The organism is Streptomyces sp. NPDC042259 (assembly GCF_055582085.1).
Genome location: NZ_JBVJDW010000002.1, coordinates 998043 through 1023151, shown reverse-complemented (window position 1 = coordinate 1023151; position 25109 = coordinate 998043). Strand labels below are relative to the sequence as shown.

Below are 25109 nucleotides of genomic sequence, written 5' to 3'. Positions count from 1 at the left end.
GGGCCGCCGGTTCGCCCGCGCGGCGGTTCCCGTCCGTCCGCGGCGCCGAGCGTCCTGCGGGCGTGTCCTCGCTCAGTCGGCGGCCGCGCAGTCGGCTTCGAGAGTGACGGTGAACGAGAACCGGTCCCCGCGGTACCGGATGCGCGCGACGTCGACTGCGCGGCCGGTCTCGTCGTAGGTGACGCCCGTGTAGTGCAGGATCGGGCTGAGCAGCGGCACCTTGAGCAGCCGGGCCGTCTCCGGGTCCGCCAGGCGCGCCTCGACGGTGTCGGTGATGCGGCTGATGCGCACCCCGACCGCGTCGCGCAGCACCTTCGTCATCGGCCAGCGGGCGAGGTCCGCGAGGTCGATGCGCTCGGCCAGCTCGGGGCGGACGAGGTTCTCCGCCCAGTTCGTCGGCTCGCCCGACTTCTCGTCGCAGCGCAGCCGCCGGTAGGCCACCGCCTCGTCGATGTCCGGGAAGTGCTCGGCCAGGTCGGCGGGGACCGGCACCGGGCCGTGGCCCAGCACGGAGGTGTGTTCCCCGGACTGCTGGGCCACGATCGTGTCCACCGAGCCGAGCAGCCGTACCGGCGAGCCGCGCCGGGCGCTCGGTTCGATGAACGTGCCGCGCCTGCGGTGGCGGCTGATCAGCCCCTCCGCCTCCAGCTCCTTGAGCGCCTGCCGCATGGTGAGCACGCTGACGCCGTAGTGCTCGGCGAGGGCGTCCTCGGTGGGCAGCCGCAGCGGGTCGTGCGGCCGCCGCCCGAGTATCGAGGCACGCAGGGACTGCGACACCTGATACCAGAGCGGCAGCTTGCGGTTGAGCGCGAGGGAGTCGGGGGCGAAGGTGGTCACGGGAACTCCGGCTCTACTGCGGCACTGACGGCGGGGTCCTGCCGGGGGTCACGCCCCGGAGCCCCAATGGCGCTCCAGACCCTGCCACACCTCGTCGTACCCCTTCTGCAGATGCCCCGCGGTCCGCGCCTGCTCGGTCGCCGTCACCGGCCAGCGCGTCTCGAACATGAACGCCAGCCCGTCGTCCACCTTCTGCGGCCGCAGCTCGGCCGCGCTCGCCTTGTCGAAGGTGTCCCGGTCCGGGCCGTGCGCGGACATCATGTTGTGCAGCGAGCCGCCGCCGGGTACGAATCCACCCTTGCCGGCGGTCTTCGCGTCGTACGCGCCCTCGATCAGCCCCATGTACTCGCTCATCACGTTCCGGTGGAAGTACGGCGGCCGGAAGGTGTCCTCGCCGACCAGCCAGCGCGGTGCGAAGACCACGAAGTCGACACCGGCCAGGCCCGGGGTGTCGGACGGCGAGGTGAGGACCGTGAAGATCGACGGGTCGGGGTGGTCGTAGCTGATCGTGCCGATCACATTGAAACGGCGCAGGTCGTAGACGTACGGGGTGAGGTTGCCGTGCCAGGCGACGACGTCCAGCGGCGAGTGCCCGTATGTCGCCGACCAGAGGTTGCCACAGAACTTGTTGATCACCTGGACCGGGCCCTCGACGTCCTCGAAGGCGGCGACGGGAGCGAGGAAGTCACGCGCGTTGGCCAGACCGTTGGCACCGATCGGGCCGAGGTCGGGGAGGACGAACGGCCGGCCGTAGTTCTCGCAGACGTAACCGCGGGCCTCGGGGTCCAGCAGCTCCACCCGGAAGCGCACGCCGCGCGGGATCAGCGCCACGTGTCCCGGCTCGGCGCGCAGCAGACCGAACTCGGTGCGCAGCAGCAGCCCGCCGCGCTGGGGGACGATCAGCAGCTCGCCGTCGGCGTCGCTGAACACCCGGTCGGTCATCGAGGTGTTGGCGGCGTAGAGGTGCACGGCCATGCCTGTGCGCTGGGTGACGTCGCCGTTGCCGCCGAGGGTCCACAGCCCGGCGAGGAAGTCCGTGCCCGGGGCGGGCTCGGGCAGCGGGTCCCAGCGCAGTCGGTTGGGGTCCGGGACGGTCTCGGTGAACGGCGCGCTGCGCAGCCCGCCGTTGTCGATCCGGGTGAACGGCGGGTGCACGGCGGACGGGCGGATGCGGTAGAGCCACGAGCGCTGGTTGCTGTGCCGGGGCTCGGTGAACGCGGTGCCGCTCAGCTGCTCCGCATACAGCCCCAGCGGCGCCCGCTGCGGTGAGTTGCGGCCGTGCGGCAGCGCCCCCGGGACCGCTTCGGTGCTGTGTTCATTGCCGAAGCCGGACGAGTGGACCAGCCCTTCGGCCGTCTTACGCGCCTGGTCGTTGCCCGTACCGCTCATCGCGTGCTCCCGCTGCCGGTGGATTCCTATGGAAGACCGTAGGATTCCATCCGGGGCACGTCAATGGATCAATTCCCCGTGGCGTCGGACGGGTTTGCTGTGCTGTGTCCTCAATCGCCGGACGGGCTCGATTCGAGCCCGTCCGGCGATTGAGGACGCGCCCGCAGGGCGCCCGCCGCCGCAGGCGGCACGGACGGTCCGCAGCCGAAAGAGCCGCCGGCCAGGCAATCGGTAGGGTCGGCCCGACCGTGTGTCACCGCCGCCGTCCCCGGGAGGGACCGATGACCCGACCCCCGAGCAGCACCCCGACCGGGACCGCCCCGCGGATCTGTCCGCTGTGCGAGGCCACCTGCGGGCTGACCCTCACGCTGGAGGACGGGCGGGTGACCGGCGCCCGCGGCGACCGGGCCGATGTCTTCAGCCGGGGCTTCATCTGCCCCAAGGGCGCCGCCTTCGGCGAGCTGGACGGCGACCCGGACCGGCTCGCCCGCCCCCTCGTACGCCACGGCGGACGGCTGCGCGAGACGGGCTGGGACGAGGCGTTCGCCGCGGTCGCGCGCGGACTGCGCCCGGTCGTCGAGGAGTACGGGCCGCAGGCCGTGGCCACCGTCCTCGGCAACCCCAACGCGCACACCATGGCGGGGGCGCTCTACCCGCCGCTTCTGATCGGGGCGCTGGGCAGCCGCAACGTCTTCACCGCCAGCACGCTCGACCAGATGCCCAAGCACGTCTCCAGCGGGCTGCTCTACGGCGACGCGATGGCGGTGCCCGTGCCCGACCTGGACCGCACCGACCACCTGCTGATGATCGGCGCGAACCCGCTCGACTCCAACGGAAGCCTGTGCACCGCGCCGGACTTCCCCGGCCGCCTCAAGGCGCTCCGGCGGCGCGGCGGACGGCTCGTCGTGATCGACCCGCGCCGCACCCGCACGGCCGCCCTCGCCGACCGGTACGTGGCGATCCGGCCCGGCGCCGACGCGCTGCTGCTCTTCGCGGTGGTCCACACGCTCTTCGCGGAAGGGCTCAGCGACCCCGGCCCGCTCGACGCGCACCTCACGGGCGTGGCGGACGTGCGCCGACTGGCCGAGGACTTCGCCCCGGAGACCGTGGCCGGGGCGTGCGACGTGCCCGCCGAGGAGATCCGCGCCCTCGCCCGTGAGCTGGCCGCGGCCCCCCGGGCCGCCGTCTACGGCCGCATCGGCAGCACCACCGTCGCCTTCGGCACGCTGACCAGCTGGCTGATCGACGTACTCAACGTCCTCACCGGCAACCTCGACCGGCCGGGCGGCGCGATGTTCCCGCTCTCCGCCACCGCCGCCGCGCCCCGTCCGCCCCGGCCGGGCAGGGGCTTCGCCCTCGGCCGCTGGCACAGCCGGGTCGGCGGGCACCCCGAGGCGAAGTCCGAGCTGCCCGTCGCCGCGCTGGCGGAGGAGGTCGACACACCGGGGGAGGGCCGGGTCCGGGCGCTGGTCTCCATCGCCGCCAACCCGGTGCTCTCCGCGCCGAACGGCGCCCGTCTCGACCGGGCCCTGGCCGGGCTCGACTTCATGGTCAGCGTCGACCCCTACCTCAACGAGACCGCCCGGCACGCGCACGTCGTCCTGCCCCCGCCCCCGCCCAGTCGCAGCGCCCACTTCGACTTCACCTTCAACGCCTTCGCCGTCCGCAACCAGGTGCGCTACACCCGGCCGCCGGTCCCCCTCGACGCCGGCCGCCCCGACGAGGCCGAGATCCTCGCCCGGCTCGTCCTGTGCGCCGGCGGCCGGCCGGACGCCGACCACCGCTCGATCGACACCACCGTCATCGCCCGCACCCTGGGCAAGGCCGTCACCGACCCACTCTCCCCGGTGCACGGGGACGACCCCGCCGCCCTCGCCGAGCGCCTCACCGGCGCCACGGGCGCCGAGCGCCGGCTCGACCTGATGCTGCGACTGGGCCCCTACGGCGAGGGGTTCGGTGCCGATCCCGACGGCCTGACGCTGGAGAAGTTGCTCGCCCACCCGCACGGCATCGACCTGGGCCCGCTCACCCCGCGCGTGCCGGAGCTGCTGCGGACCCGCAGCGGGAAGATCGAGCTGTGCCCCGAACCCCTCGTGGGCGAGGTGCTCCGGCTGCGGCGCTCCCTCGACGAGGGCGCCGCGTCACCGGACTCCCTCGTCCTGGTCGGCAGGCGTCATCTGCGCTCCAACAACAGCTGGATGCACAACGTCCCCGCCCTGACCGGCGGCAGCAACCGCTGCACCCTCCAGGTCCACCCCGAGGACGCCGCGCGACTGGGGCTGCTCGACGGCGGCGGTGCGCGGGTCACCGGCGACGGCGGCACGGTGGAGGCACCGGTCGAGGTCACCGACACGGTGCGCCGGGGGGTGGTCAGCCTGCCGCACGGGTGGGGGCACGACCGGCCGGGCACCCGGCTGTCGGTCGCGGCCGGCACACCGGGCGTCAATGTCAACGCCCTGTCCGACGGCACCCGGCTCGACCCGCTCTCCGGCACCGCCGTGCTCAACGGCTATCCGGTGCGCGTCACTCCGGTCACCCCCGTGCCGCTCGCGCCAACCCCGTGACCTGGGGTTCTGCTCGTATTGCGCAGGTGTCAAGGCCTTGTGGACCCAAAGTTTGCGCACTTAGCGTCACCAGGACCGCCGTCCCGCGGTGGAGTTCAAAGGCGAACGTGAGGTACCCGCATGCTGACCATCCTGGGCTTCGGCATGATCGCCACCTTCCTGGTGCTGATCATGCTGAAGAAGATGTCGCCCATGGCGGCGCTGGTGATCGTCCCCGCGCTGTTCTGCGTCCTGGTGGGCAAGGGCTCCCACCTCGGCGACTACGTGCTCAAGGGCATCGGCTCCCTGGCGCCGACCGCCGCGATGCTGATGTTCGCCATCGTCTACTTCGGCGTGATGATCGACGTCGGGCTCTTCGACCCGGTCGTCCGCGGCATCCTGCGCTTCTGCAAGGCCGACCCGATGCGGGTGGTCGTCGGTACCGCGGTGCTCGCCGCGATCGTCTCGCTCGACGGGGACGGTTCCACCACCTTCATGATCACCGTCTCGGCGATGGTGCCGCTCTACCGCCGCCTCAAGATGAGCCTGGTCATCATGACGGGCGTCGCCGCCATGGCCAACGGCGTGATGAACACCCTGCCCTGGGGCGGCCCGACCGCCCGCGCCGCCACCGCGCTCAAGCTCGACGCCGGCGACATCTTCGTCCCCATGATCCCGGCGCTGGCCGTGGGCCTGCTGTTCGTCATCGGTCTCGCGTACGTCCTCGGGCTGCGGGAGCGCAAGCGGCTCGGCGTCCTGACGCTGGAGCAGGCCCTGGGCCGGCCCGACGGCGAACCGGAGCCCGAGCAGGCGCTGATCGGCTCGGCCGGCACGGGCGACGCCCCGGCCCGCAAGGTGGCTCCGGCCGGCGCCGGGTCCGGGGCGAGCGGCGCGGCGACCGGTCCGGCTGCCGGCGACCACACGGCCGTAGGCGGCGACATCCAGGACGAGGCCGACGCCTCCTCCGAGATCCTCGACCCCCACCGCGCCACCCTGCGCCCGCGCCTGTACTGGTTCAACGCCGCGCTGACCGTCGCGCTGCTCACCCTGCTGATCCTCCAGACGCTGCCCATCCCGGTGCTGTTCCTGCTCGGCGCCGCCATCGCCCTGACCGTCAACTTCCCGCACATGCCCGACCAGAAGGCCCGCATCGCGGCCCACGCCGAGAACGTCCTCAACGTCTCCGGGATGGTCTTCGCCGCCGCCGTCTTCACCGGGGGGCTGACCGGCACCGGCATGGTGGAGCAGATGGCCCGCACCGTCGTCGACTCCGTCCCCGACGCGATGGGCCCGCACATGGGCCTGGTCACCGGTGTCCTGTCGATCCCGTTCACGTACTTCATGTCCAACGACGGCTTCTACTTCGGCATCGTGCCGATCCTCGCGGAGGCCGGCGCCGCCCACGGGGTCTCCCCGCTGGAGATCGCCCGGGCCTCGCTCGTCGGCCAGGCCCTGCACATGTCGAGCCCCCTCGTGCCCGCCGTCTACGTGCTCGTGGGCATGGCGAAGGTGGAGTTCGGCGACCACACCCGCTTCACCGTCAAGTGGGCGGCGCTCACATCCCTCGTCGTCCTCGGGGCCGGGATGCTGTTCGGCATCATCTGAGGCCGCGGGCCGGACGGCGCGGCCCGCGGCGCCGGCGCAGCACACCGGAGGGCCCCTGGCGTACCGGACGAGTTCGGCGTTAGCGTGAGGCGCGTACGGGCATCGAACGGGCGAGCGAAGTCGTGGCCGCCTGCGGGCCCGTCCCGATACCGAGGAGACGGTCTGTGATCGCGCACGACGGGATGTTCATCGACGGCCAGTGGCGGCCCGCCGCCGGACCGGACACGATCGAGGTGGTCAACCCCGCCGACGAGCGCGTCATCGGCACCGTCCCGGCCGGTACGCCCGAGGACGTGGACGCCGCCGTGCGGGCCGCCCGCGCGGCCCTGCCGGGCTGGGCCGCCACCTCGCCCGCCGAGCGGGGGCGGCACCTCGCCGCGCTGCGCGACGCGCTCGACGCCCGCCGCGAGGAGATCGCCGCCACCGTCGTCGCCGAACTCGGCTCGCCCGCCGGCTTCGCGCGGCGGGTCCACACCGGCCTGCCGATCGCCGTCACCGGTTCCTGCGCGGAACTCGTCACGACCCACCCCTTCGAGGAGAAGATCGGCAACTCGACCGTCCTGCACGAGCCGGTCGGCGTCGTCGGCGCCATCACCCCCTGGAACTACCCGCTCCACCAGATCGTCGTCAAGGTCGCGCCCGCCCTCGCCGCGGGCTGCACGGTCGTCCTCAAGCCCGCCGAGGACACCCCGCTCACCGCCCGGCTCTTCGCCGAGTGCGTGGCCGCCGCCGGGATCCCGGCGGGTGTCTTCAACCTCGTCACCGGGCTCGGCGCCGTCGCCGGCCAGGCGCTCGCCGAGCACCCCGGTGTCGACCTCGTCTCCTTCACCGGGTCGACGGCGGTGGGCAAGCGGATCGGCGCGATCGCCGGGGCGGCCGTCAAGCGCGTCACCCTCGAACTGGGCGGCAAGTCCGCGAACGTCATCCTCCCCGGCGCGGACCTGGCCAAGGCCGTCGCCGCCAATGTCGCCGACGTCTGCCGCAACACCGGCCAGTCCTGCAACGCGTGGACGCGGACGCTCGTCCACGCCGACGACTACGAGGAGGCGGTCGCCCTGGCGGCCGAGGCCGTCGCCGCGTACGTCCCCGGTGACCCGGCCGACCCGGAGGTCCGCCTCGGCCCCCTCGTCAACGCCGCGCAGCACGCCCGCGTCCGCGGTTACATCGACCGTGGCGTCGCGGAAGGCGCCCGGCTCGTCGCGGGCGGATCCGACGTCCCGGAAGGCCGCGAGAAGGGCTACTTCGTCCGTCCGACCGTCTTCGCCGACGTCACCCCGGACATGGCGATCGCCCAGGAGGAGATCTTCGGCCCGGTCCTCAGCTTCATCAAGTACACCGACGAGGACGAGGCGGCCCGCATCGCCAACGACACCGTCTACGGACTGGGCGGAGCCGTCTGGGCCGCCGACGACGCGACGGCCGCCGCGTTCGCCCGGCGCATGGACACCGGGCAGGTCGACATCAACGGCGGCGGCTTCAACCTCCTCGCGCCCTTCGGCGGCCACAAGCAGTCGGGCATCGGCCGCGAACTGGGCACGCACGGCCTGGCGGAATTCCTGCAGACCAAGTCCCTGCAGTTCTGACCGGCGCCCGGCCGACCAGCCCGTCCGGCGCTTGAGGACGACCGCCGCGCAGCGGCGGTGCCGGTGACCTCCGGCGGTTCTTCGGCCACCGGGCCGGTTGTGCCGCCTGCGGCGGCGAGGCGCCCTGCGGGCGCGTCCTCAAACGCCGGACGGGCTCAGCCACACCAGCCTGTCCGGCGCTTGAGGACGACCGCCGCGCAGCGGCGGTGCGCACGACAGCCGCGGATCAGGACGTCACCCGGTACCCCCACGGGACATGCACGACGACGAGCGTGAATCCGGCCAGCATGACATTGCGGCCGGCGGCTTGGAGGCCGTTCCACTTCGAGGACTGCCACATCGCGAACCACTCGCCGCCGATGGCGATGAAGCCCATGCCGAAGAGCAGCAGCATCATCACGAGCCCCACGGTGGTGGCCCGGCGGGCCGCGTCGAATTCCCGGGGGTGGGCGGCCCGCCCCCGCAGCCCCCGCACCCACAGCGCCGTCCCCGCGACGAGGGCGAGCGCCGTCAGCGCCTCCCAGCCGATGATGGCGACGTAGGCCAGGTCCTGGACCGTACGGGAGGTGACGGCCCGCCACATCAGGTCCTCGTCCTGGAAGGTGGTGTCCATCGCCAGGACGTGCCGGACGAAGTCCCGGTTGGTGCCGAAGTCCGTGACGTTGCCGAAGACGACCAGCGCCATGTACAGCGCCAGGGTCGCCGTGAGCACCGCCGCCGCCACGGGCAGGGTACCGAGGGCGGATATCCCGCCGCGGCCGCCGAGCATCGGGCGCCCCGCCCACCGGCGATTCCGTTTGCCGTCCATCAGGCCCTCCCCTGAATCCCCTCGGATGCTTCTCCGGGATGATTCCCGGACACGACCCCTCCGCACCCTAAGCGCTTGCTCAGCTTCGCGGTATGGTGTTCGTTCTGTCGGAACAGGCCCGGGGCGGGCCCGGAGAGCGGGGCGTGGTGATGGGCACGGAGGCGAAGCGGGCCGGGGAATGGGCCGACGTCACACCCGATGCCGCCCGGCGGCTGGTGATCGCGGCCGTCCAGGCCTTCGCCGAGCGCGGCTACCACGCCACCACCACCCGTGACATCGCCGGGCGGGCCGGCATGAGCCCCGCCGCGCTCTACATCCACTACAAGACCAAGGAAGAACTGCTCTACCAGATCAGCGGCGTCGGCCACCGGCTCGCGCTCGGCATCCTCCGCCGCGCCCGGGAGGGCGACGGCAGCCCCGCCGAGCGGCTCGCCGAAGCCGTGCGGGCCTTCGTCCGCTGGCACGCGGAGCACCACACCACCGCCCGAGTCGTCCAGTACGAACTGGGGGCGCTCGGCGAGGAACACCACGAGGAGATCGTCGGGCTGCGCCGCGCCTCGGACGCCGCCGTCCGCGCCATCATCGAGGACGGGGTGGCGACGGGCGACTTCGACGTCCCGGACGTGCGCGGCACCACCCTCGCCGTGCTGTCGTTGTGCATCGACGTCGCCCGCTGGTTCAACGCGGACGGCAAGCGCACCCCGGACGAGGTGGGCGAGTTGTACGCCGGGTTGGTACTGCGCATGGTGGGGTACGCGGGCGGGGAGTGAGGCGACCGCGGGTGGGATTCAGCGGTAGAAGCGGCTCACCGACTCCGCCACGCACACCGGTTTCTCGCCGCCCTCGCGCTCGATCGTCACCGACGTCACCAGCTGCACGCCGCCCTCCACCTCCGACACCCCGGTGATCCTCGCCGTGGCCCGCAGCCGTGAGCCGACCGGGACGGGGGAGGGGAAGCGGACCTTGTTCACCCCGTAGTTGATGCCCATGCGGACGTTGTCGACGCGCATCAGCAGCGGCACCAGGGACGGCAGCAGGGAGAGCGTCAGATAGCCGTGCGCGATGGTCGACCCGAAGGGGCCGGACGCCGCGCGCTCGGGGTCCACATGGATCCACTGGTGGTCCCCGGTCGCCTCGGCGAAGAGGTCGATCCGTTTCTGGTCCACGTCGAGCCAGTCGCTGGGGCCGAGTTCCACACCGACCGCGGCCCGCAGCTCGTCCGGCGAGGTGAAGATCCGGGGCTCCGTCATCCAGGTGCCTCCCCATAGAGGTTTCCAAGCGCTTGCTCAGCATGCGGGGAGGCTCTCCCGGTGTCAACGCCCCGCGTTGACGTAAGGTCTTGAGCCGTGCCGCAGATTTCCACGAAGGTTCACGAACTCACCGTCGGCCAGCTGTCCGCGCGCAGCGGCGCGGCCGTCTCCGCGCTGCATTTCTACGAGTCCAAGGGCCTGATCAGCAGCCGCCGCACCGCCGGCAACCAACGCCGCTACGAGCGTGACGCGCTGCGCCGGGTCGCCTTCATCCGTGCCGCGCAGCGGGTCGGCATCCCGCTCGCCACCATCCGTGCGGCGCTCGCCGAACTGCCCGACGAGCGGACCCCCAACCGCGAGGACTGGGCCAGGATGTCCGAGCTGTGGCGCTCGGAACTGGACCAGCGGATAGCGCAGCTCAACCAGTTGCGCGACCGCCTCGCCGACTGCATCGGCTGTGGCTGCCTCTCGCTCGACAAGTGCGCGCTGTCCAACCCCGAGGACCGCTTCGGCGGTTACGGCAGCGGCTCGGTCCTGCTCGCCGGGGCCGACAAGCCCGGCGGACCGGGCCCCTCGGGGAAGGCCGCCCCGAAGGCCGCCCCGAAGGCTTCCGACGCGGCCACGCCGAAGCGGAGGGCCGCGCCCGACCAGTGCGCGGGAGCCACCCCCGGGACCTGAGGTCCGAAGGCCTTCGCACCGGTCCCGGGACGATCAGCCGGTCGCCCCGGGCGGCGTGCGTGCCCGTCCCCGCGGACACGGGACGGACCGGCCCTCACACCGTGGCGTACCGGGCCGCGTAGGCGTACCTCCTCGCCGCGGCCAGTGCCTCGGGGGTGAGCACGGACACCGGCACCACGATGCCGCAGTCCGTGCAGACGGGTCCCGTCAGCGGGTAACGCTCCAGATCGGTACGCCACTCGATCCGCTCCTGCGAGCAGACCGGGCAGGCGTCCCCGGGGCCGGACTCCATGGCGTTGATCATGCGTCGCAGCACCTCGGCGAGGCGCGCGCTCGGGAACAGGGTGGGACTCGCGCATGGCACGATGTCACACCCGCCCCAGGTGTTGCGGTGCCAGTCGTCGACGGCACTGGGCTGCCGGATGCCGTCGTGCTTCTCGCGCTTGCGCCGGCCGGCGAACTCGACCTCGTAGGCCAGCCAGAGTTCCCGGGCCTCCTCCAACTCCTCCAGCGCCGCGATCAGCAGCTCCGGGTCGGGTGCGCGGTCCTCGGGTGCCAGCCCGGCCCGGTTGCACAGATGGTGCCAGGTGGCCCGGTGCCCGTAGGGGGCGAAACGTTCGAGGCATTTGCGCAAGGAGGTCCGTCGCAGCGCGATCGTGTTCCGTGGATTGCGCACCTCTCGTGCGAGTGCTCTGAAACCTGCCACTGCATCCCACCTCCGACAGCGCGGACTCGGATCGACATGGAAGGGACGTAACTCATCGCCATTCGGATCCATCGGACGCCCGACGCGGCCGACTCCGCTCTGCTACCCCCATCACGCGTACAGATGTGAGGAACCGCGAAGGTGGCGGATCCTCACCCTCCGTTCCGTCCCGGAAGGTGCTCAGCCGACGATCCGGCCGGCCAGCAGGATCAGCCGCGCCAGCTCGTCGTGACAGATGTCGCCGTGGGCGCCCGAGGGCGGTCCGCCGCGCGAGACGACCGCCGACGCGTCGACGCTCGCGCACCCCTCGGCGGGCAGCCCGCCGTCCAGCGCCCGCGCGAGCGACAGGCGCGCACAACCGTCCACGGCCTGGACGCCGTCGTAGCCCATCGCGCCCCACCGGGTGTTGTCGATCCCCCGCACCGAGTCCGCGTCCCGGGCCAGCCGGGACGCCAGGGGATACAGCACGCCGAGTGCCGTGTCGTGACGCGAGTGGACACACACCACCGGCCCCCGCACCCGGTGGTGGGCGCCCTTCAGCGCGCCGCCGCGGCCGGTGTCGAAGGGCAGCCGGGAGGAGAAGGCGTAATGCGAGAAGGCACCCTGGAGCAGCGTCAGGGAGGAGACGGTGGCCTCCTCCGGCAGCCCGCGCAGCGCGAAGGCCATCAGCCGGGCACCGAAGCTGTGTCCCACGAGGTGCACCCGCGGGCCGGGCCCGGAGCGGGCGAGCACCCCGAGCACCGGGCCGAGCCCCCGCTCGCCCACCGTGCCGGCCCGGCGCTTCATCGTGTAGTACGAGGCCTGGCGCAGCAGCTCGTGGGCGCCCTTCCACAGCTTCTTCCAGCCATCGCCGAACAGCCCGGCCGACGCCTCGTCACCCGCCAGGGCATCGGCGAACGCTGCGCAGACCGCCTTCGGATCCCCGGTGAGCACGGCGGGCGCGCCCTCGCCCTCCAGATCCCGGACGACACGCGCGGCCCCCTCTTCCGTCGCTTCCCCCACCGTGACGAGCGCGCGGGCGAGACCGGCGAACTCCGCCAGCCGCTCCGGAGCTTCCGGCCGCCGGTCGAGCAGTTCCGCGAGCCGGGCCACCGTCTCCTCGCTTCCCGGGAAGACCGTGGTCAGCGCCTGCCGGGTGGCCGGGTCGAGCACGGGCGCCCCGGGGGCGGCGGTGACGGGCACCCGCTGCGGGAAGTCGGGGACGGGCTCGTCGGCGAACCGCATCGACGGCCAGATCACGCCGCAGTAACCCACGCGCACCTCGTCGCGCTCGACCCCGAGGACCCTGTCGAGGAGCGCCGGAAACGGGGCGAAGAAGCGCCGGTAGAGCCCGGTCGCCATCGACCGGTCGTTGTTCCAGCCGTGCGCGAAGATCACCAGATCGGTGAGCCGTTCCTGTCCGACCCCTGCCACCAGGGCGTCCCGTTCGCCGGTGTGGACGTCGCCGTCCGCGTCGAAGGTCAGCTCCCAGTAAGGCTCCACACGCGTGCCCGCCATGGCCAGTCCCCCTGTGCCGGTCGGATGTGCGGCGCATCGTCCCGCCGTCAAGAGGGCCTGTCCAGCGTTTTCGCCGGCGCTGGCCGGGGCGGGTGTGTCTGTGCCTGTGCCACACGGTGGGTGTCCTCAAGCGCCGGACGGGCTCGGTTTGGTGGGGTCCTCAAACGCCGGACCGGCTTGGTTTGGTGGGGTCCTCAAGCGCCGGACGGGCTTGGTACGGCTGGGCTCAGCCAGATCAGCCCGTCCGGCGATTGAGGACACGCCCGAAGGGCGTTCGCCGCCGCAGGCGGCAGCGGCGGCAGCGGCGGCAGCGGCGACGGCGGCCTTCGGCCGAAATCCATAGCGCGCCAGGCGCCCACGGCGCGAACGCGCTCTTCCGCTCGCACATACCGACTGGTTAGTCTGCGCACGCGGCCGACGCGGCCGGGTACCGACCGAGGGAGACACGAACGTGCACACCGTGCGGGACGCGGGAGTCGTGGTTACCGGAGCGGGTGGCGGCATAGGTGCCGCCCTCGCCCGCCGGTTCGCCGCCGAAGGCGCCCGGGTCGTCGTCAACGACCTCGACGCCGCCAAGGCCACGGCGGTCGCCGCGGAGATCGGCGCCACCGCCGTCCCCGGTGACGCCTCCACCATCGTCCCCGCCGCCCGGGAGGCGCTGGGCGGGACGATCGACGTCTACTGCGCCAACGCCGGCGTCGCCGCCACCGGCGGCCCCGAGGCGGACGAGGACCAGTGGGCCGCCTCCTGGGACGTCAACGTCATGGCCCACGTACGGGCGAGCCGGGAGCTGCTCCCCGCGTGGCTGGAGCGCGGCAGCGGGCGCTTCGTCGCCACCGTCTCCGCCGCCGGACTGCTCACCATGGTCGGCTCGGCCCCCTACAGCGTCTCTAAGCACGCGGCGTACGCCTTCGCCGAATGGCTCTCCCTCACCTACCGGCACCGCGGCATCGCCGTCCACGCGATCTGTCCGCAAGGCGTCCGCACGGACATGCTGCGTGGCACCGGGGCGGCCGGGGACCTGCTGCTCGCGCCCACCGCCATCGAGCCCGAGCGGGTCGCGGACGCCCTGTTCGAGGGCATGGCCGCCGGTCGTTTCCTGATCCTCCCGCACCCCGAGATCGCGGACTACTACACCGCACGGGCCGCCGACCCCGACCGCTGGCTCGACGGCATGAACCACCTTCAGCGCAAACTCGAACCGGCCCCGGACCCCGACCGCGCGTAGCCGCGGAGGCGGCCGGAGCCTCCCGGAAAGGGCGGCACCCACGATGACAGCGAACCCTTCCCCGTCCCGCCCCCGCCCGGCCCGTGCCCCGGTGGCACGGGCGGTAGCGGGCTCCTACGCGGACAGGCCCTGGCTCGCACTGCTCAACGAAGCCCAGCGGGCACCCGTCGAGCCGCCGCCGAGCGTGCTGCACGCCTTCCGGGACGCCGTGCGGCGTGCTCCCGACCGCCCCGCGCTCGCCTACTTCGACGGGCGGCTGGACTACCGCCAGGCCGACGAGATGTCCGACGCGATCGCGGGCCACCTCGCCGGGCGCGGCTTCCGGCCCGGCGACCGGGCGGCGGTCGTGCTGCAGAACTCCCCGCACTTCGTCCTCGCCGTCCTCGGCATCTGGAAGGCGGGCGGCATCGTCGTCCCGATGAATCCCATGTACAAGGCGGGCGAGGCCGGGCACATCCTGCACGACGCCGAGGCCACGGCCCTCATCTGCGCGGACCGCGCCTGGGTGGACCGGCTGCGGGAGGCGGCGGACGCCTCGGCCGTCCGGATCGTCCTCACGGCCTGCGAGTTGGGCCTCCAGACCCGCGACGACACCCGGGTGCTGCGCGGCGGACGGCTGCCCGTGCCCGAGGACGCCGAGGACCTGCTGACCGTGGCCCGCTCGGGTGCCACCGCACCCGAGGGCATCGACCTCGGCCCCACCGACATCGCCCTCATCAGCTACACCTCGGGCACCACCGGCCGTCCCAAGGGCGCCATGAACACCCACGGAAACATCTGCCATAACGCCGAGCGGCAGCGCACCGGCGCCGGACTGCCCGAGGGCTGTACCTACTTCGCCCTCGCCCCGCTGTTCCACATCACCGGCATGGTCGCCCAGCTCGCGGCCTGCGTGGCCGGGGCGGGGACCCTCGCGCTCGCCTACCGCTTCGAACCCGGCGTCGTCCTCGACGCGTTCCTGGAGCACCGCCCCGCCTACACCGTGGGCCCGGCCACCGCGTTCATGGCCCTGATGGCCCACGACGGCGTCGGCCGGGACCACTTCGCGTCCTTCCGCATGATCTCCTCGGGCGGGGCCCCGCTGCCGCCCGCGCTGGTCGAGACGTTCCGCGCCACCCTCGGCCCCTACCTCCACAACGGGTACGGGCTCACCGAGTGCACCGCCCCCTGCGCGGCCGTCCTGCCCGGCCTCGAAGCCCCGGTCGACCCCGTCTCCGGCACCCTCGCCGTCGGGGTGCCCGGCGCCGACACGCTCGTCCGTGTCCTCGACGAGCACGGCGCGGAGGTCCCCTTCGGCGAGCAGGGCGAGATCGCGGTGCGCGGCCCCCAGGTGATCCCCGGCTACTGGCGGCGCCCCGAGGACACCGCCGCCGCCCTGCCCGGCGGCGAACTGCGCACCGGTGACATCGGCTTCATGGACCGCGAGGGCTGGCTGTACGTGGTCGACCGCAAGAAGGACATGATCAACGCGTCGGGCTTCAAGGTCTGGCCCCGCGAGGTGGAGGACGTCCTCTACACCCACCCCGCCGTCCGCGAGGCGGCCGTCGTCGGAGTGCCGGACCCCTACCGGGGGGAGACGGTCAAGGCCTGGATCAGTCTGCGGCCGGGCACGACCGCGGACCCCGAAGCGGTCGTCACCTACTGCCGCGAGCGGCTCGCGGCGTACAAATACCCGCGGGCGGTGGAGATCCTGCCGGACCTCCCCAAGACGAGCAGTGGCAAGATCCTCAGACGGGAGCTGCGCGACCGGGCGTAGCACAGCACTTCGGCGACAGGCGGGTGACGGCGATGACCAGGACGACGACGGCCGGGACGACGGACGGCGGCGGCAGGGCCGTGCCGCAGCGGCTGCTGGCCGCCGCCACCCGCCTCTTCGCGGACCAGGGGTACGACCGGACGTCCGTACAGGAGATCGTCGAGGCGGCGGGCGTCACCAAGGGCGCGCTCTATCACTACTTCGGGTCCAAGGACGATCTGCTGCACGAGGTCTACGCACGGGTCCTGCGGCTCCAGCAGGAGCGGCTGGACGCCCTGGCGGACTCGGACGCCCCCGTCGAGCGGCGGCTGCGTGACGCGGCCGCCGACGTCGTGGTCACGACGATCGAGAACCTCGACGACACGAAGATCTTCTTCCGGTCCATGCACCATCTCGCACCGGAGAAGGACAAGCAGGTGCGGGCCGAACGCCGCCGCTACCACGAGAGATTCCGCGCGCTGGTCGAAGAGGGCCAGCGCACCGGAGTGTTCAGCACGGCGACCCCCGCCGATCTGGTGGTGGACTACCACTTCGGCTCGGTCCACCACCTGAGCAGTTGGTACCGCCCCGACGGACCGCTCCGCCCCCAGCAGGTCGCGGAGCACTTGGCGGACCTGCTGATGCGGGCCCTTCGGCCGTAGCCGGGGCTCTGCGGCTCGGCTGCGGGCCCGTCGTGCCGCCTGCGGCGGCGGGCGCCCTGCGGGCGCGTCCTCAAGTGCCGGACGGGCTGAATCCAGCCCGTCCGGCGATTGAGGACAGAGCACAGCAGCCCGTCCGGCGATTGAGGACGACCGCCGCGCAGCGGTGGTGCGGACGGCACGGCCCGCAGCCGGCACGACATGCCTTGCCCAGCTGCTCAGCGATACCGCTTCAGCTCCCGCCGCGCCAGCGACCGCTGGTGGACCTCGTCCGGCCCGTCGGCCAGGCGCAGCGTCCGCGCCGCGGCCCACAGCTCGGCGAGCGGGAAGTCCTGGCCGACACCGCCCGCGCCGTGCAGCTGGACCGCCTTGTCGATGATGCCGGCGACCGTACGCGGCGTCGCGATCTTGATGGCCTGGATCTCCGTGTGCGCCCCGCGGTTGCCGACGGTGTCCATCAGCCACGCGGTCTTCAGCACCAGCAGCCGCAACTGCTCGACCGCGACCCGGGAATCGGCGATCCACTCCTGGACGACACCCTGCGCCGCCAGCGGCTTGCCGAACGCCGTACGGTCCGCCGCCCTCCGGCACATCAGCTCGATGGCGCGCTCGGCCATGCCGATCAGCCGCATGCAGTGGTGGATCCGGCCGGGGCCGAGGCGGGCCTGCGCGATGGCGAATCCGCCACCCTCCTCGCCGACGATGTTCGCCGCCGGGACGCGGACGCCGTCGAAGACCACCTCGGCGTGGCCGCCGTGGTAGTGGTCCTCGTAGCCGTAGACCCGCATGGCGCGCCTGACCTCGACGCCGGGCGTCCCGCGCGGGACCAGCACCATGGACTGCTGGCGGCGCGGGTCCGCGCCGTCGGGGTCGGTCTTGCCCATGACGATGAAGATCTCGCAACGGGGGTTCATCGCACCGGAGATGTACCACTTGCGGCCGGTGATGACGTAGTCGTCGCCGTCCCGCTCGATCCGCGTCCCGATGTTCGTGGCGTCGGAGGAGGCGACATCCGGCTCGGTCATCGCGAACGCGGACCGGATCTCGCCGGCGAGCAATGGACGGAGCCAGCGCTCGCGCTGCTCCTCGGTGCCGAACTGGGCGAGCACCTCCATGTTCCCCGTGTCGGGGGCCGCGCAGTTGAGGGCGGTCGGGGCGAGCTGCGGGCTGCGGCCGGTGATCTCGGCGAGCGGCGCGTACTGGACGTTGGTCAGCCCGGCGCCGTACTCCGCATCCGGTAGGAACGCATTCCACAGCCCCCGCCGCCGGGCCTCGGCCTTCAGCTCCTCGACCACCGGCGGGGTGTCCCAGGGATCGGCGAGCGCGGCGCGCTGTTCCTCGGCGACCGCCTCCGCCGGGTACACGTGCTCGTCCATGAAGGCCAGCAGCCTGCCCCGCAGCTCCTCGGTGCGCGCGTCGAACGCGAAGTCCATGGCTCAGCCCTTCCGAAGCGTGGTGAGGCCGCCTTCGACGAAGAGCGGCACGAGCTGCCCGATGCGGTCGAAGCCCGCGCCGACGGTCTGCCCGAGCGTGTAGCGGTAGTGAATGCCCTCCAGGATGACCGCGAGCTTGAAATAGGCGAAGGCGGTGTACCAGGGGAGGGCCGACACATCACGGCCCGAGCGGGCGGCGTACCGCTCGACGATCTCGGCGGGCTCGGGGTGGCCGGGGGCGTCGCGCGTGGTGGCGACCGGCGAGCCGGGAACGGGCCGTTGCTCGCTGTACATCATCAGCAGCCCGAGATCGGTGAGCGGGTCGCCGAGCGTGGACATCTCCCAGTCGAGGACGGCCTCGACGGTGTCGTCGGCCCCGATCAGGACGTTGTCCAGCCGGTAGTCGCCGTGCACGACGGTGGGGGCGGGGGAGTGCGGGAGCGCCGCGCCCAGGGCTTCGCGCAGTTCGTCGATGCCGGGCAGCTCGCGGTTGGCGGAGGCTTCCAGCTGGGTGCCCCAGCGCCGCAGCTGCCGGCCGAGAAATCCCTCCGGGCGGCCGAAGTCGCCGAGACCGACCGCGCCCGGGTCCACGGCGTGCAGGTCCACCAGCGTATCGGCGAGGCCGAGGACGACCTCGCGGGTCCGGGCGGGGCCGAGGACGCGGAGCTGCTCGGCCGTGCGGTAGGGCGTGCCGGTCACGAACTCCATGACGTAGAAGGGTGCTCCGAGGACGTCCTCGTCCGCGCAGAGCGCGATCGTCCCCGGCACCGGCACGGCGGTATCGCGCAGTGCGCTGATCACCCGGTGCTCGCGCCGCATGTCGTGGGCGGTGGCGAGGACGTGCCCCAGCGGCGGCCGGCGCACCACCCAGCGGCCGGTGCCGTCCGTGACGGCGTAGGTGAGGTTGGAACGACCCCCCTCGACCAGCTCCGCGCTCAGCGGCCCGTGGACCAGCCCCGGCCGCTCCCGCTCCAGATACGCGCGCAGCCGTTCCAGGTCGAGCCCTGGGGGGTTGCCCTTGCTCATCGAGTGTTCCTCCACGGGGAGTCGAACAGGTGGATGTGCGGTCCCCGATCATGATGCCGACCGGTCGGTATGCCGTCTAGGGGGCGCCGGGGCCGATTTCCGGCCACGGGCCGAGCCCGGCGGCCGGCCCGTCCGCGGTGGAGGTCAGGCGTGGCAGGCCATCGGTTCGCCGCCGTTCATCGTCATCATGTCGCCGAGGACCTCCGGCAGGTCCAGCGGGCTGCCCAGGGGCTGCCCGTCCAGCTCGGCGTAGGCGCGGTGCAGATTGGCGACCAGGCGCTCGCTCTCGCGCAGTGACGCGAACTCGCCGAGTTCCGCCTCGCGGGCGGCCTCCAGCGGTGTGCGGCCCGCCGCGCGGGAGGCGCGGGCCAGCTCGTCGACGTACCGCAGATAGGCCTCCGTGGCGTCGTACACCCCGGGGTCGGTGACACGGCCGTGACCGGGGACGACGACCTGGGCGTCGAGCGTGCGCAGCCGCTCCAGGGCGCGCAGTGATCCCGCGAGGGAGCCCATCATCAGGAAGGGGGTGCCGCCGTTGAAGATCAGGTCGCCGGTGAAGACGATGCCCTGCTCGGGCAGCCAGGCGACGGTGTCCCCGACGGTGTGGGCGACCCCCGGGTGGATCAGCCGTACCTCGATGACACCGACGTGCACGGTGAGTGTCTCGGAGTAGGTGAGCGTGGCGGGGGTGATGGCGACGTCGCCGTAGTCGACCCCGGGCCAGATGGTGTGCAGCTGGTGCCCCGCGGCGAGGGTCTCCTCGCGGCAGGCCGTGTGCCCGATGATCGTGGCCTCGGGGAACACGCAGTTGCCGTAGGTGTGGTCGCCGTGGTGGTGGGTGTTGACCACGGTGGTGGGCGGCGGCGCGCCCTCGGCGGTGACGGCGGCGCGCAGCAGCCGCGCCCGCCGCTCGGTCGCGGCGGTGTCGATCAGCAGGGTCCGGCCGCCGGCCGTCACGAACCCGGCGTTGTTCAGGCACCAGCCGCCGTCGGGCTGGACGAACGCGTGCACCCCGGGGGCGAGCGGGACCGTATACGGTTCCGTCTCCGCCGGTTCGACGGCTCGGGCGGTGGTCGGACTGGACATCGCTGCCTCCCCTGGCGTCCGCGCGGGGCGCGCGGATCGGACCGACCGTCAGAATACGGTCCGGGGCGGGCGGCTGAGGACCGGTCAGGCGCGGTGCTCCAGGCCCGGGCGCAGCCGCTCCAGGAGCCCGTAGAGCGCGGTGCGCTCGTCCTCTTCGAGGGCGTCGAGCGCGCTGTGGGTGGCCTGCATCTCGGCGCGGACGCGGCGGATGGTCTCCAGGCCCTCGTCGGTGGCGACCACGTTCTTCACCCGGCGGTCGCGGGGGTCGGACTCGCGGCGGACCAGGCCGCGCGATTCGAGGCGGTCCACGATGCCCGTGACGTTCGAGGCGTCGCAGACCAGCAACGTGGCGAGGCCGCGCATCGGGACCGGTCCCTTGAGCTGGGCGAGCAGCTTGGCCTGGACGGAGGTGAGCCCGTGCCGGGCGGCGGCGGCCGCGAAGTCCTGCCACTGGGCGGTGCCGAGCGCCGCCACCAGCTCCAGGAGCTGGGCCTTGGTCGGGGACTGAGGGGTGCCGGTCATGGTTGAAGTGTACTCAAAGAGCTTGAGCCCGTAAAACATTAACTTGACTATGTGAACTATTTCGACCTACCGTGCATCGAGTTGCTTGACGATCTCAAGCATCCATGTCGTGAAGTAACTCGAAGGACCCGACACCCCTCATGAGCACCCAAGCCACCACCGCCCCGGCGGGCAGGCAGCGCAACGAGACGGTCATCGTCTTCGCCCTGAGCCTCGCCGCCATGGTCGTCTCGATGATGCAGACCCTGGTCGTGCCGATCCTCGGCCTCATCCAGACCGACCTCGAAACCTCCTCGGCCAACGTCAGCTGGGTCACCACCGCCACCCTGCTCTCCGCGGCGGTCTTCACCCCGCTGCTGGGCCGCTTCGGCGACCAGCACGGCAAGAAGCAGACCCTGGTCGGCGTGCTGATCGTCATGGTCGCGGGCTCGGTCCTCGCGGCCGTCACCCACTCCCTGCTGTGGCTGATCGTCGGCCGGGTGCTCCAGGGGGCCGCCACCGCGATCTTCCCGCTCGCGCTGTCCGTCCTGCGCGAGGAGGTCCGTCCCGCCAAGCTGCCCGGCGCGATGGCCATGGTCAGCGGCACGCTCGCGTTCGGCAGCGGTCTCGCGCTGGTCGCCACCGGTCTGCTGACCTCCGGCGACAACCCCGACTACCGCAGCGCCTTCTGGCTGGCCACCGGCCTCGCCGCGCTCGCCCTGCTCGCCGTCGTCCTCCTCGTGCCCGCCACCCGGGAGACCACCGGCGGCCGTACCGACGTCCTCGGCGCCCTGAGCCTCGCCGCCACCCTCGTCCTGCTCCTGCTGCCCATCACCCAGGGCCACGAATGGGGCTGGTCCTCCGCCCGCACGATCGGCTGCTTCGCCGGTGCCGTGCTGATGGCCGCCCTCTGGACGGTCATCGAGCGCAAGGTGCGCGAGCCGCTGGTCGACATGCGGATGTTCTCCCACCGGCCCGTGCTCTTCGCCAACATCGCCGGCCTGCTCGTCGGCTTCGGCTCCTTCGCGCTCTTCATCGGCGTCTCCTACCTCGTACAGATGCCGTCGAAGATCGCCGGTTACGGCTTCGACGCCAGCGTCCTGCGTGCCTCCGTCCAGTTCCTGCTGCCCAGCACGATCGTCTCGCTGCTCGCCGCCCCGATCGGCGGCCAGCTGGTCCGCCACAAGGGCCCGCGCCTGGTGCTGCTGCTCGCCTCGCTCATCGGCACCGCCGGCTTCGTCTGGATCGCCCTCGACCACGAGCACGCCTTCTCCGTCATCGCCGCCGGCATGTTCGTCGGCGCGGCCATCAGCTTCGGCTACGCCGCCATGCCCGCGGTGATCGTCGCCAGCGTGCCGCCCCGCCAGACCGGCATCGCCAACGGCATCAATTCCATCTCCCGCTCGACCGGCAGCGCCATCGGCAGCGCGATGATCACCACGGTGCTCGCCTCCAAGAGCCTGGAGCACCTGCCGCCGGGCGCGCCGAAACTGCCCGCCGAAAGCCAGTTCTCGCTGACCTTCGTGATCGCGGGCACCGCGTTCCTGCTGGTCGCGTTCGTCGCCGGGCTGGGCCTGCGCAAGGTCTACGGCCCCCGCCCCGCCGAAGTGGCGGACCACGCCGCCACGGCGGACGCTGGGACCGCATCCGCCAACGCCTGACCCGCCCCCGCCCTCCCACCCCGTAAGGAGCACCACCATGAAGGCCATCAGCTACCGCGCCTACGGCGGACCCGAGGTCCTGGAGTTCGGCGAGCTTCCCCAGCCCAAGGTGGGCCCGGACTCCGTCCTCGTCAGGGTCAGGGCCGCGGCCGTCAACCCCGTCGACTGGAAGGCCCAGGCCGGCTACCTCGACGGAATGCTCCAGGCCGTCTTCCCGGTCGTCCCGGGCTGGGACGTCTCCGGTGTCGTCGTCGCCCTGGGCGCCGACACCCCCGAGTTCGAGATCGGTGACGAGGTCATCGGCTACGTCCGGGAGGACGTCCTCTCCCGGGGCACCTTCGCCGAGTACGTGGCCGCACCGGTGCGCACCCTCGCGCGCAAGCCGGCCAACCTCACCTTCGAGCAGGCCGCGGGCCTTCCGCTGGCCGGGCTGACCGCCTACCAGTCCCTGCGGGCCGCCGGTGCCGGCGAAGGGGACACCGTGCTGGTCCACGCCGCCGCCGGCGGGGTCGGCACGATGGCCGTCCAGCTCGCCAAGCACCTCGGAGCCCGTGTCATCGGCACGGCGGGGGAGCGCAACCACGACTACCTCCGTTCGCTGGGCGCCGAGCCCGTCACCTACGGGGACGGGCTCGCCGAGCGGGTGAAGGCCCTGGCGCCCGAGGGCGTCGACGTCGTCCTCGACTTCGTCGGCGGCGGCACGATCCACACCTCGCCGGAGGTCACCGCCCCCGGTGCCCGGCTGATCTCCATCGCCGACCCGGAGGTGACCGCCCTCGGCGGCCGCCTGCTGTGGGTCCGCCCCGACACCACCGACCTCACCGCGCTCAGCCACCTGGCGGAGCAGGGCGTGCTGACGGTCGAGGTCGCGGAGGTCTTTCCGCTGGAGAAGACGGCGGACGCGCAGCGGCTGAGCGCGGAGGGGCACACGCGGGGGAAGATCGTGGTCACCCTCTGACCGTGTCACGGGCGGCGGTGCTCGGCTGCGGGCCGGTTCGGCCGCCTGCGGCGGCGAGCGCCCTGCGGGCGCGTCCTCAAGCGCCGGACGGGCTGGTTAAACCAGCCCGTCCGGCGCTTGAGGACACAGCACAGCAGCCCGTCCGGCGATTGAGGACACCGCCGCGCAGCGGTGGTGCGGGACGGTGTTTCGTCACTCGGCGAGTCGCCGGTACGCCTCCAGCCCGTCCGGGACCCAGTCCCACTCCCGAAGCCGGGCCGTCAGTTCCTCGTCGGTGAGGAAGGCGTGCCAGGCGATCTCCTCCGGCTGGGGTTCGACCGGCAGGTCGCACCGCACCTCGTAGACCGCCGACCACCACGCGTGTTCCGGCGTGCGGTAGAGGAAGCGGAAGAGCGGTGTGGGGGCCGGCAGGCCGCTGACGCCCAGTTCCTCCTCGGCCTCGCGCAGCGCCGCCGTGTCGTAGGACTCGCCGGCTGCGACCACGCCCCCCACGAACATGTCGTAGCGCGAGGGGAAGACGAGCTTCGTGGCCGTGCGGCGGTGTACGAAGATCCGTCCCGCGCCGTCCCTGGCCAGGACGAAGACGCAGCGGTGGCACAGACCGCGCGCGTAGGCCTCGCCGCGGGGTGCCTGTCCCACGACCTCGTCCCGCTCGTCGACGATGTCCAGCAGTTCGTCGGCCGGCCGCGCTCGCTGATCGCTCATGCGGCCCATCCAACCAGCCGCCCGCCGCGCACGGCTCAGCGCGGCTGGAGGTCGCGCACCCGGTCCGCGTCACCCACCCCCGGCGGCATCGCCGGATGGCGGCCGATCAGGACGATGCCGGCCACGATCGCCGCCAGTCCCGCCGCCTCCCAGGCCAGTGCCCCGGTCGTGGTCCGTACCCGGTCCCCCAGGAAACCCACCCCGCACACGATGCCCGCCAGGGGCTGCGCCGCCGTGAGGGCGGGCAGCGACAGCCGCAGCGGGGCCGTCTCGAAGGCGCTCTGGACGAACATCAGCCCCAGCAGGCCGAGTGCCAGCACCGCGTAGGGCTGCCAGCCCAGCAGCAGCGCCGTCCAGCCACCGCTGTGCAGCCGCTGGCCGCTCACCCGGGTCAGCGCGTCCTGCACGCCGTACAGCAGTCCGGCCGCCACGCCCAGCAGCGCCGCCTCCACCGTGATCCGCACCCGTTTGGAGGCCACCGCCAGCAGCAGCGCCGTGCCCACCATCACGCCGATGATCAGCCATTGCCGCCAGGAGCCCGCGGTGGCGTGCCCGCCGTGCGGGCGGCCCGCGACGATGAACGCCGTCACCCCGCCCGCCAGCAGCCACAGCCCGCCCCAGCCCGACAGGCCGAGCGACTGGCCGGTCTGCCATCGGGACAGGGCCATCGCGAACAGCAGATTCGTCGCCAGCAACGGCTCCACCAGCGAGATCTCTCCCCGGCCGAGCGCCATCGCGCCGAGGGCGGTGCCGCAGACCATCAGCCCGATGCCGGCCAGCCAGCGGGGCATCCGGGCCAGGTCCAGCAGCAGCCGGAAGGAGAGGAAGTCGCTCATCGGGGCGTGCTGGGCCGCGTTCTGCTGGAGAACGAATCCGACACCCAGGCAGCACGCCGCGCTCAGGGCGAAGACGAAGAGCAACACGCCGCGCACCTCAAGACCAGCGGGTCGTAGGAGACTTGACGGGACGAGGCTAACCGTCGTACGGCGGTGCGAGCGCCGAGCGCGGGCCTTTCGGCTCCCCGGCCGGGCAAACGGCCGAACGGCCACCCGGGCCCCACCCCCACGACCGAACAATCGTTCGCTGGTCGGATGTACTGTCCTGTCGGTGCGTCGAGCTGACGGCATGTCAATTGATGAAGTGTCAGCGCAAGATCGGTCTTGACTCGGAGCCGTGACTACCGCTTTGCTGTGCGTGATTACGACAGCTTGTGTGCGGACG

22 protein-coding genes are annotated in these 25109 nt (G+C 72.5%); 10 read left to right on the top strand and 12 right to left on the bottom strand.

Going from position 1 to position 25109, the window contains the following annotated elements:
* Positions 1-72: 72 nt before the first annotated feature.
* Together ACZ6MA_RS08885 and hmgA are read right to left on the bottom strand one after the other, a co-directional pair.
* Positions 73-837: a GntR family transcriptional regulator gene (locus ACZ6MA_RS08885; RefSeq protein WP_469432198.1), complete on the bottom strand. Its 765-nt coding sequence runs from the start codon at positions 835-837 to the stop codon at positions 73-75.
* Positions 838-885: 48 nt separating this feature from the next.
* Positions 886-2226 carry a homogentisate 1,2-dioxygenase gene (hmgA, locus tag ACZ6MA_RS08880; RefSeq protein WP_469432196.1) on the bottom strand — a complete coding sequence of 447 codons (1341 nt, stop codon included), beginning with the start codon at positions 2224-2226 and terminating at the stop codon, positions 886-888.
* Between the two features lie 281 nt (positions 2227-2507).
* Here hmgA and ACZ6MA_RS08875 point away from each other — a divergent pair, with 281 nt between their 5' ends.
* From ACZ6MA_RS08875 to ACZ6MA_RS08865, 3 genes are all read left to right on the top strand, one after another.
* Positions 2508-4790, top strand: a complete 2283-nt coding sequence (locus tag ACZ6MA_RS08875; RefSeq protein ID WP_469432194.1) for a molybdopterin oxidoreductase family protein — start codon at positions 2508-2510, stop codon at positions 4788-4790.
* A 120-nt stretch (positions 4791-4910) separates the two neighbouring features.
* Positions 4911-6374 carry a CitMHS family transporter gene (locus ACZ6MA_RS08870; RefSeq protein ID WP_469432192.1) on the top strand — a complete coding sequence of 488 codons (1464 nt, stop codon included), beginning with the start codon at positions 4911-4913 and terminating at the stop codon, positions 6372-6374.
* 164 nt (positions 6375-6538) lie between these two features.
* Complete coding sequence (locus ACZ6MA_RS08865; protein WP_469432190.1) at positions 6539-7957, top strand: aldehyde dehydrogenase family protein; 1419 nt, start codon at positions 6539-6541, stop codon at positions 7955-7957.
* Positions 7958-8183: 226 nt separating this feature from the next.
* Here ACZ6MA_RS08865 and ACZ6MA_RS08860 read toward each other — a convergent pair whose 3' ends face one another.
* Entirely contained in the window at positions 8184-8726 is a 543-nt protein-coding gene (locus ACZ6MA_RS08860; RefSeq protein ID WP_469432304.1) for a DUF2165 domain-containing protein, read from the bottom strand.
* 188 nt (positions 8727-8914) lie between these two features.
* Between ACZ6MA_RS08860 and ACZ6MA_RS08855 the strand changes: the two genes are divergently transcribed.
* Positions 8915-9535: a TetR family transcriptional regulator gene (locus ACZ6MA_RS08855; protein WP_469432302.1), complete on the top strand. Its 621-nt coding sequence runs from the start codon at positions 8915-8917 to the stop codon at positions 9533-9535.
* A gap of 18 nt (positions 9536-9553) precedes the next feature.
* On the opposite strand, the gene ACZ6MA_RS08850 is transcribed toward ACZ6MA_RS08855, so the two are convergent.
* Positions 9554-10015: a MaoC family dehydratase gene (locus ACZ6MA_RS08850; RefSeq protein ID WP_469432188.1), complete on the bottom strand. Its 462-nt coding sequence runs from the start codon at positions 10013-10015 to the stop codon at positions 9554-9556.
* Between the two features lie 96 nt (positions 10016-10111).
* Between ACZ6MA_RS08850 and soxR the strand changes: the two genes are divergently transcribed.
* Complete coding sequence (gene soxR / locus ACZ6MA_RS08845; protein WP_469432187.1) at positions 10112-10693, top strand: redox-sensitive transcriptional activator SoxR; 582 nt, start codon at positions 10112-10114, stop codon at positions 10691-10693.
* A 94-nt stretch (positions 10694-10787) separates the two neighbouring features.
* Here the strand turns inward: soxR and ACZ6MA_RS08840 are convergent, their stop codons facing one another.
* The gene (locus ACZ6MA_RS08840) at positions 10788-11399 is read right to left on the bottom strand and encodes a hypothetical protein (RefSeq protein WP_469432186.1); all 612 of its coding nucleotides are present in this window, start codon (positions 11397-11399) and stop codon (positions 10788-10790) included.
* A gap of 180 nt (positions 11400-11579) precedes the next feature.
* Positions 11580-12896: an alpha/beta fold hydrolase gene (locus ACZ6MA_RS08835; RefSeq protein WP_469432184.1), complete on the bottom strand. Its 1317-nt coding sequence runs from the start codon at positions 12894-12896 to the stop codon at positions 11580-11582.
* 451 nt (positions 12897-13347) lie between these two features.
* Here ACZ6MA_RS08835 and ACZ6MA_RS08830 point away from each other — a divergent pair, with 451 nt between their 5' ends.
* The 3 genes from ACZ6MA_RS08830 to ACZ6MA_RS08820 are packed head-to-tail and all read left to right on the top strand — an operon-like array spanning position 13348 to position 16521.
* On the top strand, positions 13348-14124 hold the full coding sequence (locus tag ACZ6MA_RS08830; RefSeq protein WP_469432183.1) for an SDR family oxidoreductase: 777 nt from the start codon (positions 13348-13350) through the stop codon (positions 14122-14124).
* A 43-nt stretch (positions 14125-14167) separates the two neighbouring features.
* A complete protein-coding gene (locus ACZ6MA_RS08825) occupies positions 14168-15880 on the top strand; it encodes an AMP-binding protein (RefSeq protein ID WP_469432181.1) in 1713 nt (570 codons plus the stop codon).
* Positions 15881-15912: 32 nt separating this feature from the next.
* Positions 15913-16521 (top strand): TetR/AcrR family transcriptional regulator, encoded by a 609-nt coding sequence (locus ACZ6MA_RS08820; RefSeq protein WP_469432179.1) that lies wholly within the window; start codon positions 15913-15915, stop codon positions 16519-16521.
* Positions 16522-16736: 215 nt separating this feature from the next.
* On the opposite strand, the gene ACZ6MA_RS08815 is transcribed toward ACZ6MA_RS08820, so the two are convergent.
* From ACZ6MA_RS08815 to ACZ6MA_RS08800, 4 genes are all read right to left on the bottom strand, one after another.
* On the bottom strand, positions 16737-17951 hold the full coding sequence (locus ACZ6MA_RS08815) for an acyl-CoA dehydrogenase family protein (RefSeq protein ID WP_469432178.1): 1215 nt from the start codon (positions 17949-17951) through the stop codon (positions 16737-16739).
* 3 nt (positions 17952-17954) lie between these two features.
* Entirely contained in the window at positions 17955-18977 is a 1023-nt protein-coding gene (locus ACZ6MA_RS08810; protein WP_469432176.1) for a phosphotransferase family protein, read from the bottom strand.
* Between the two features lie 144 nt (positions 18978-19121).
* Positions 19122-20063, bottom strand: a complete 942-nt coding sequence (locus ACZ6MA_RS08805; protein ID WP_469432175.1) for an MBL fold metallo-hydrolase — start codon at positions 20061-20063, stop codon at positions 19122-19124.
* A gap of 84 nt (positions 20064-20147) precedes the next feature.
* Positions 20148-20585, bottom strand: a complete 438-nt coding sequence (locus ACZ6MA_RS08800) for a MarR family winged helix-turn-helix transcriptional regulator (RefSeq protein WP_469432173.1) — start codon at positions 20583-20585, stop codon at positions 20148-20150.
* Between the two features lie 140 nt (positions 20586-20725).
* On the opposite strand from ACZ6MA_RS08800, the gene ACZ6MA_RS08795 reads away from it, so the two are divergent.
* Together ACZ6MA_RS08795 and ACZ6MA_RS08790 are read left to right on the top strand one after the other, a co-directional pair.
* A complete protein-coding gene (locus ACZ6MA_RS08795; RefSeq protein ID WP_469432172.1) occupies positions 20726-22225 on the top strand; it encodes an MFS transporter in 1500 nt (499 codons plus the stop codon).
* A 37-nt stretch (positions 22226-22262) separates the two neighbouring features.
* Positions 22263-23183, top strand: a complete 921-nt coding sequence (locus tag ACZ6MA_RS08790) for an NADP-dependent oxidoreductase (RefSeq protein WP_469432171.1) — start codon at positions 22263-22265, stop codon at positions 23181-23183.
* Positions 23184-23375: 192 nt separating this feature from the next.
* Here ACZ6MA_RS08790 and ACZ6MA_RS08785 read toward each other — a convergent pair whose 3' ends face one another.
* Both ACZ6MA_RS08785 and ACZ6MA_RS08780 read right to left on the bottom strand, forming a co-directional pair.
* Positions 23376-23888, bottom strand: a complete 513-nt coding sequence (locus ACZ6MA_RS08785) for an NUDIX hydrolase (RefSeq protein WP_469432170.1) — start codon at positions 23886-23888, stop codon at positions 23376-23378.
* Positions 23889-23923: 35 nt separating this feature from the next.
* A complete protein-coding gene (locus ACZ6MA_RS08780) occupies positions 23924-24811 on the bottom strand; it encodes a DMT family transporter (protein ID WP_469432169.1) in 888 nt (295 codons plus the stop codon).
* Between the last annotated feature and the right edge of the window lie 298 nt (positions 24812-25109).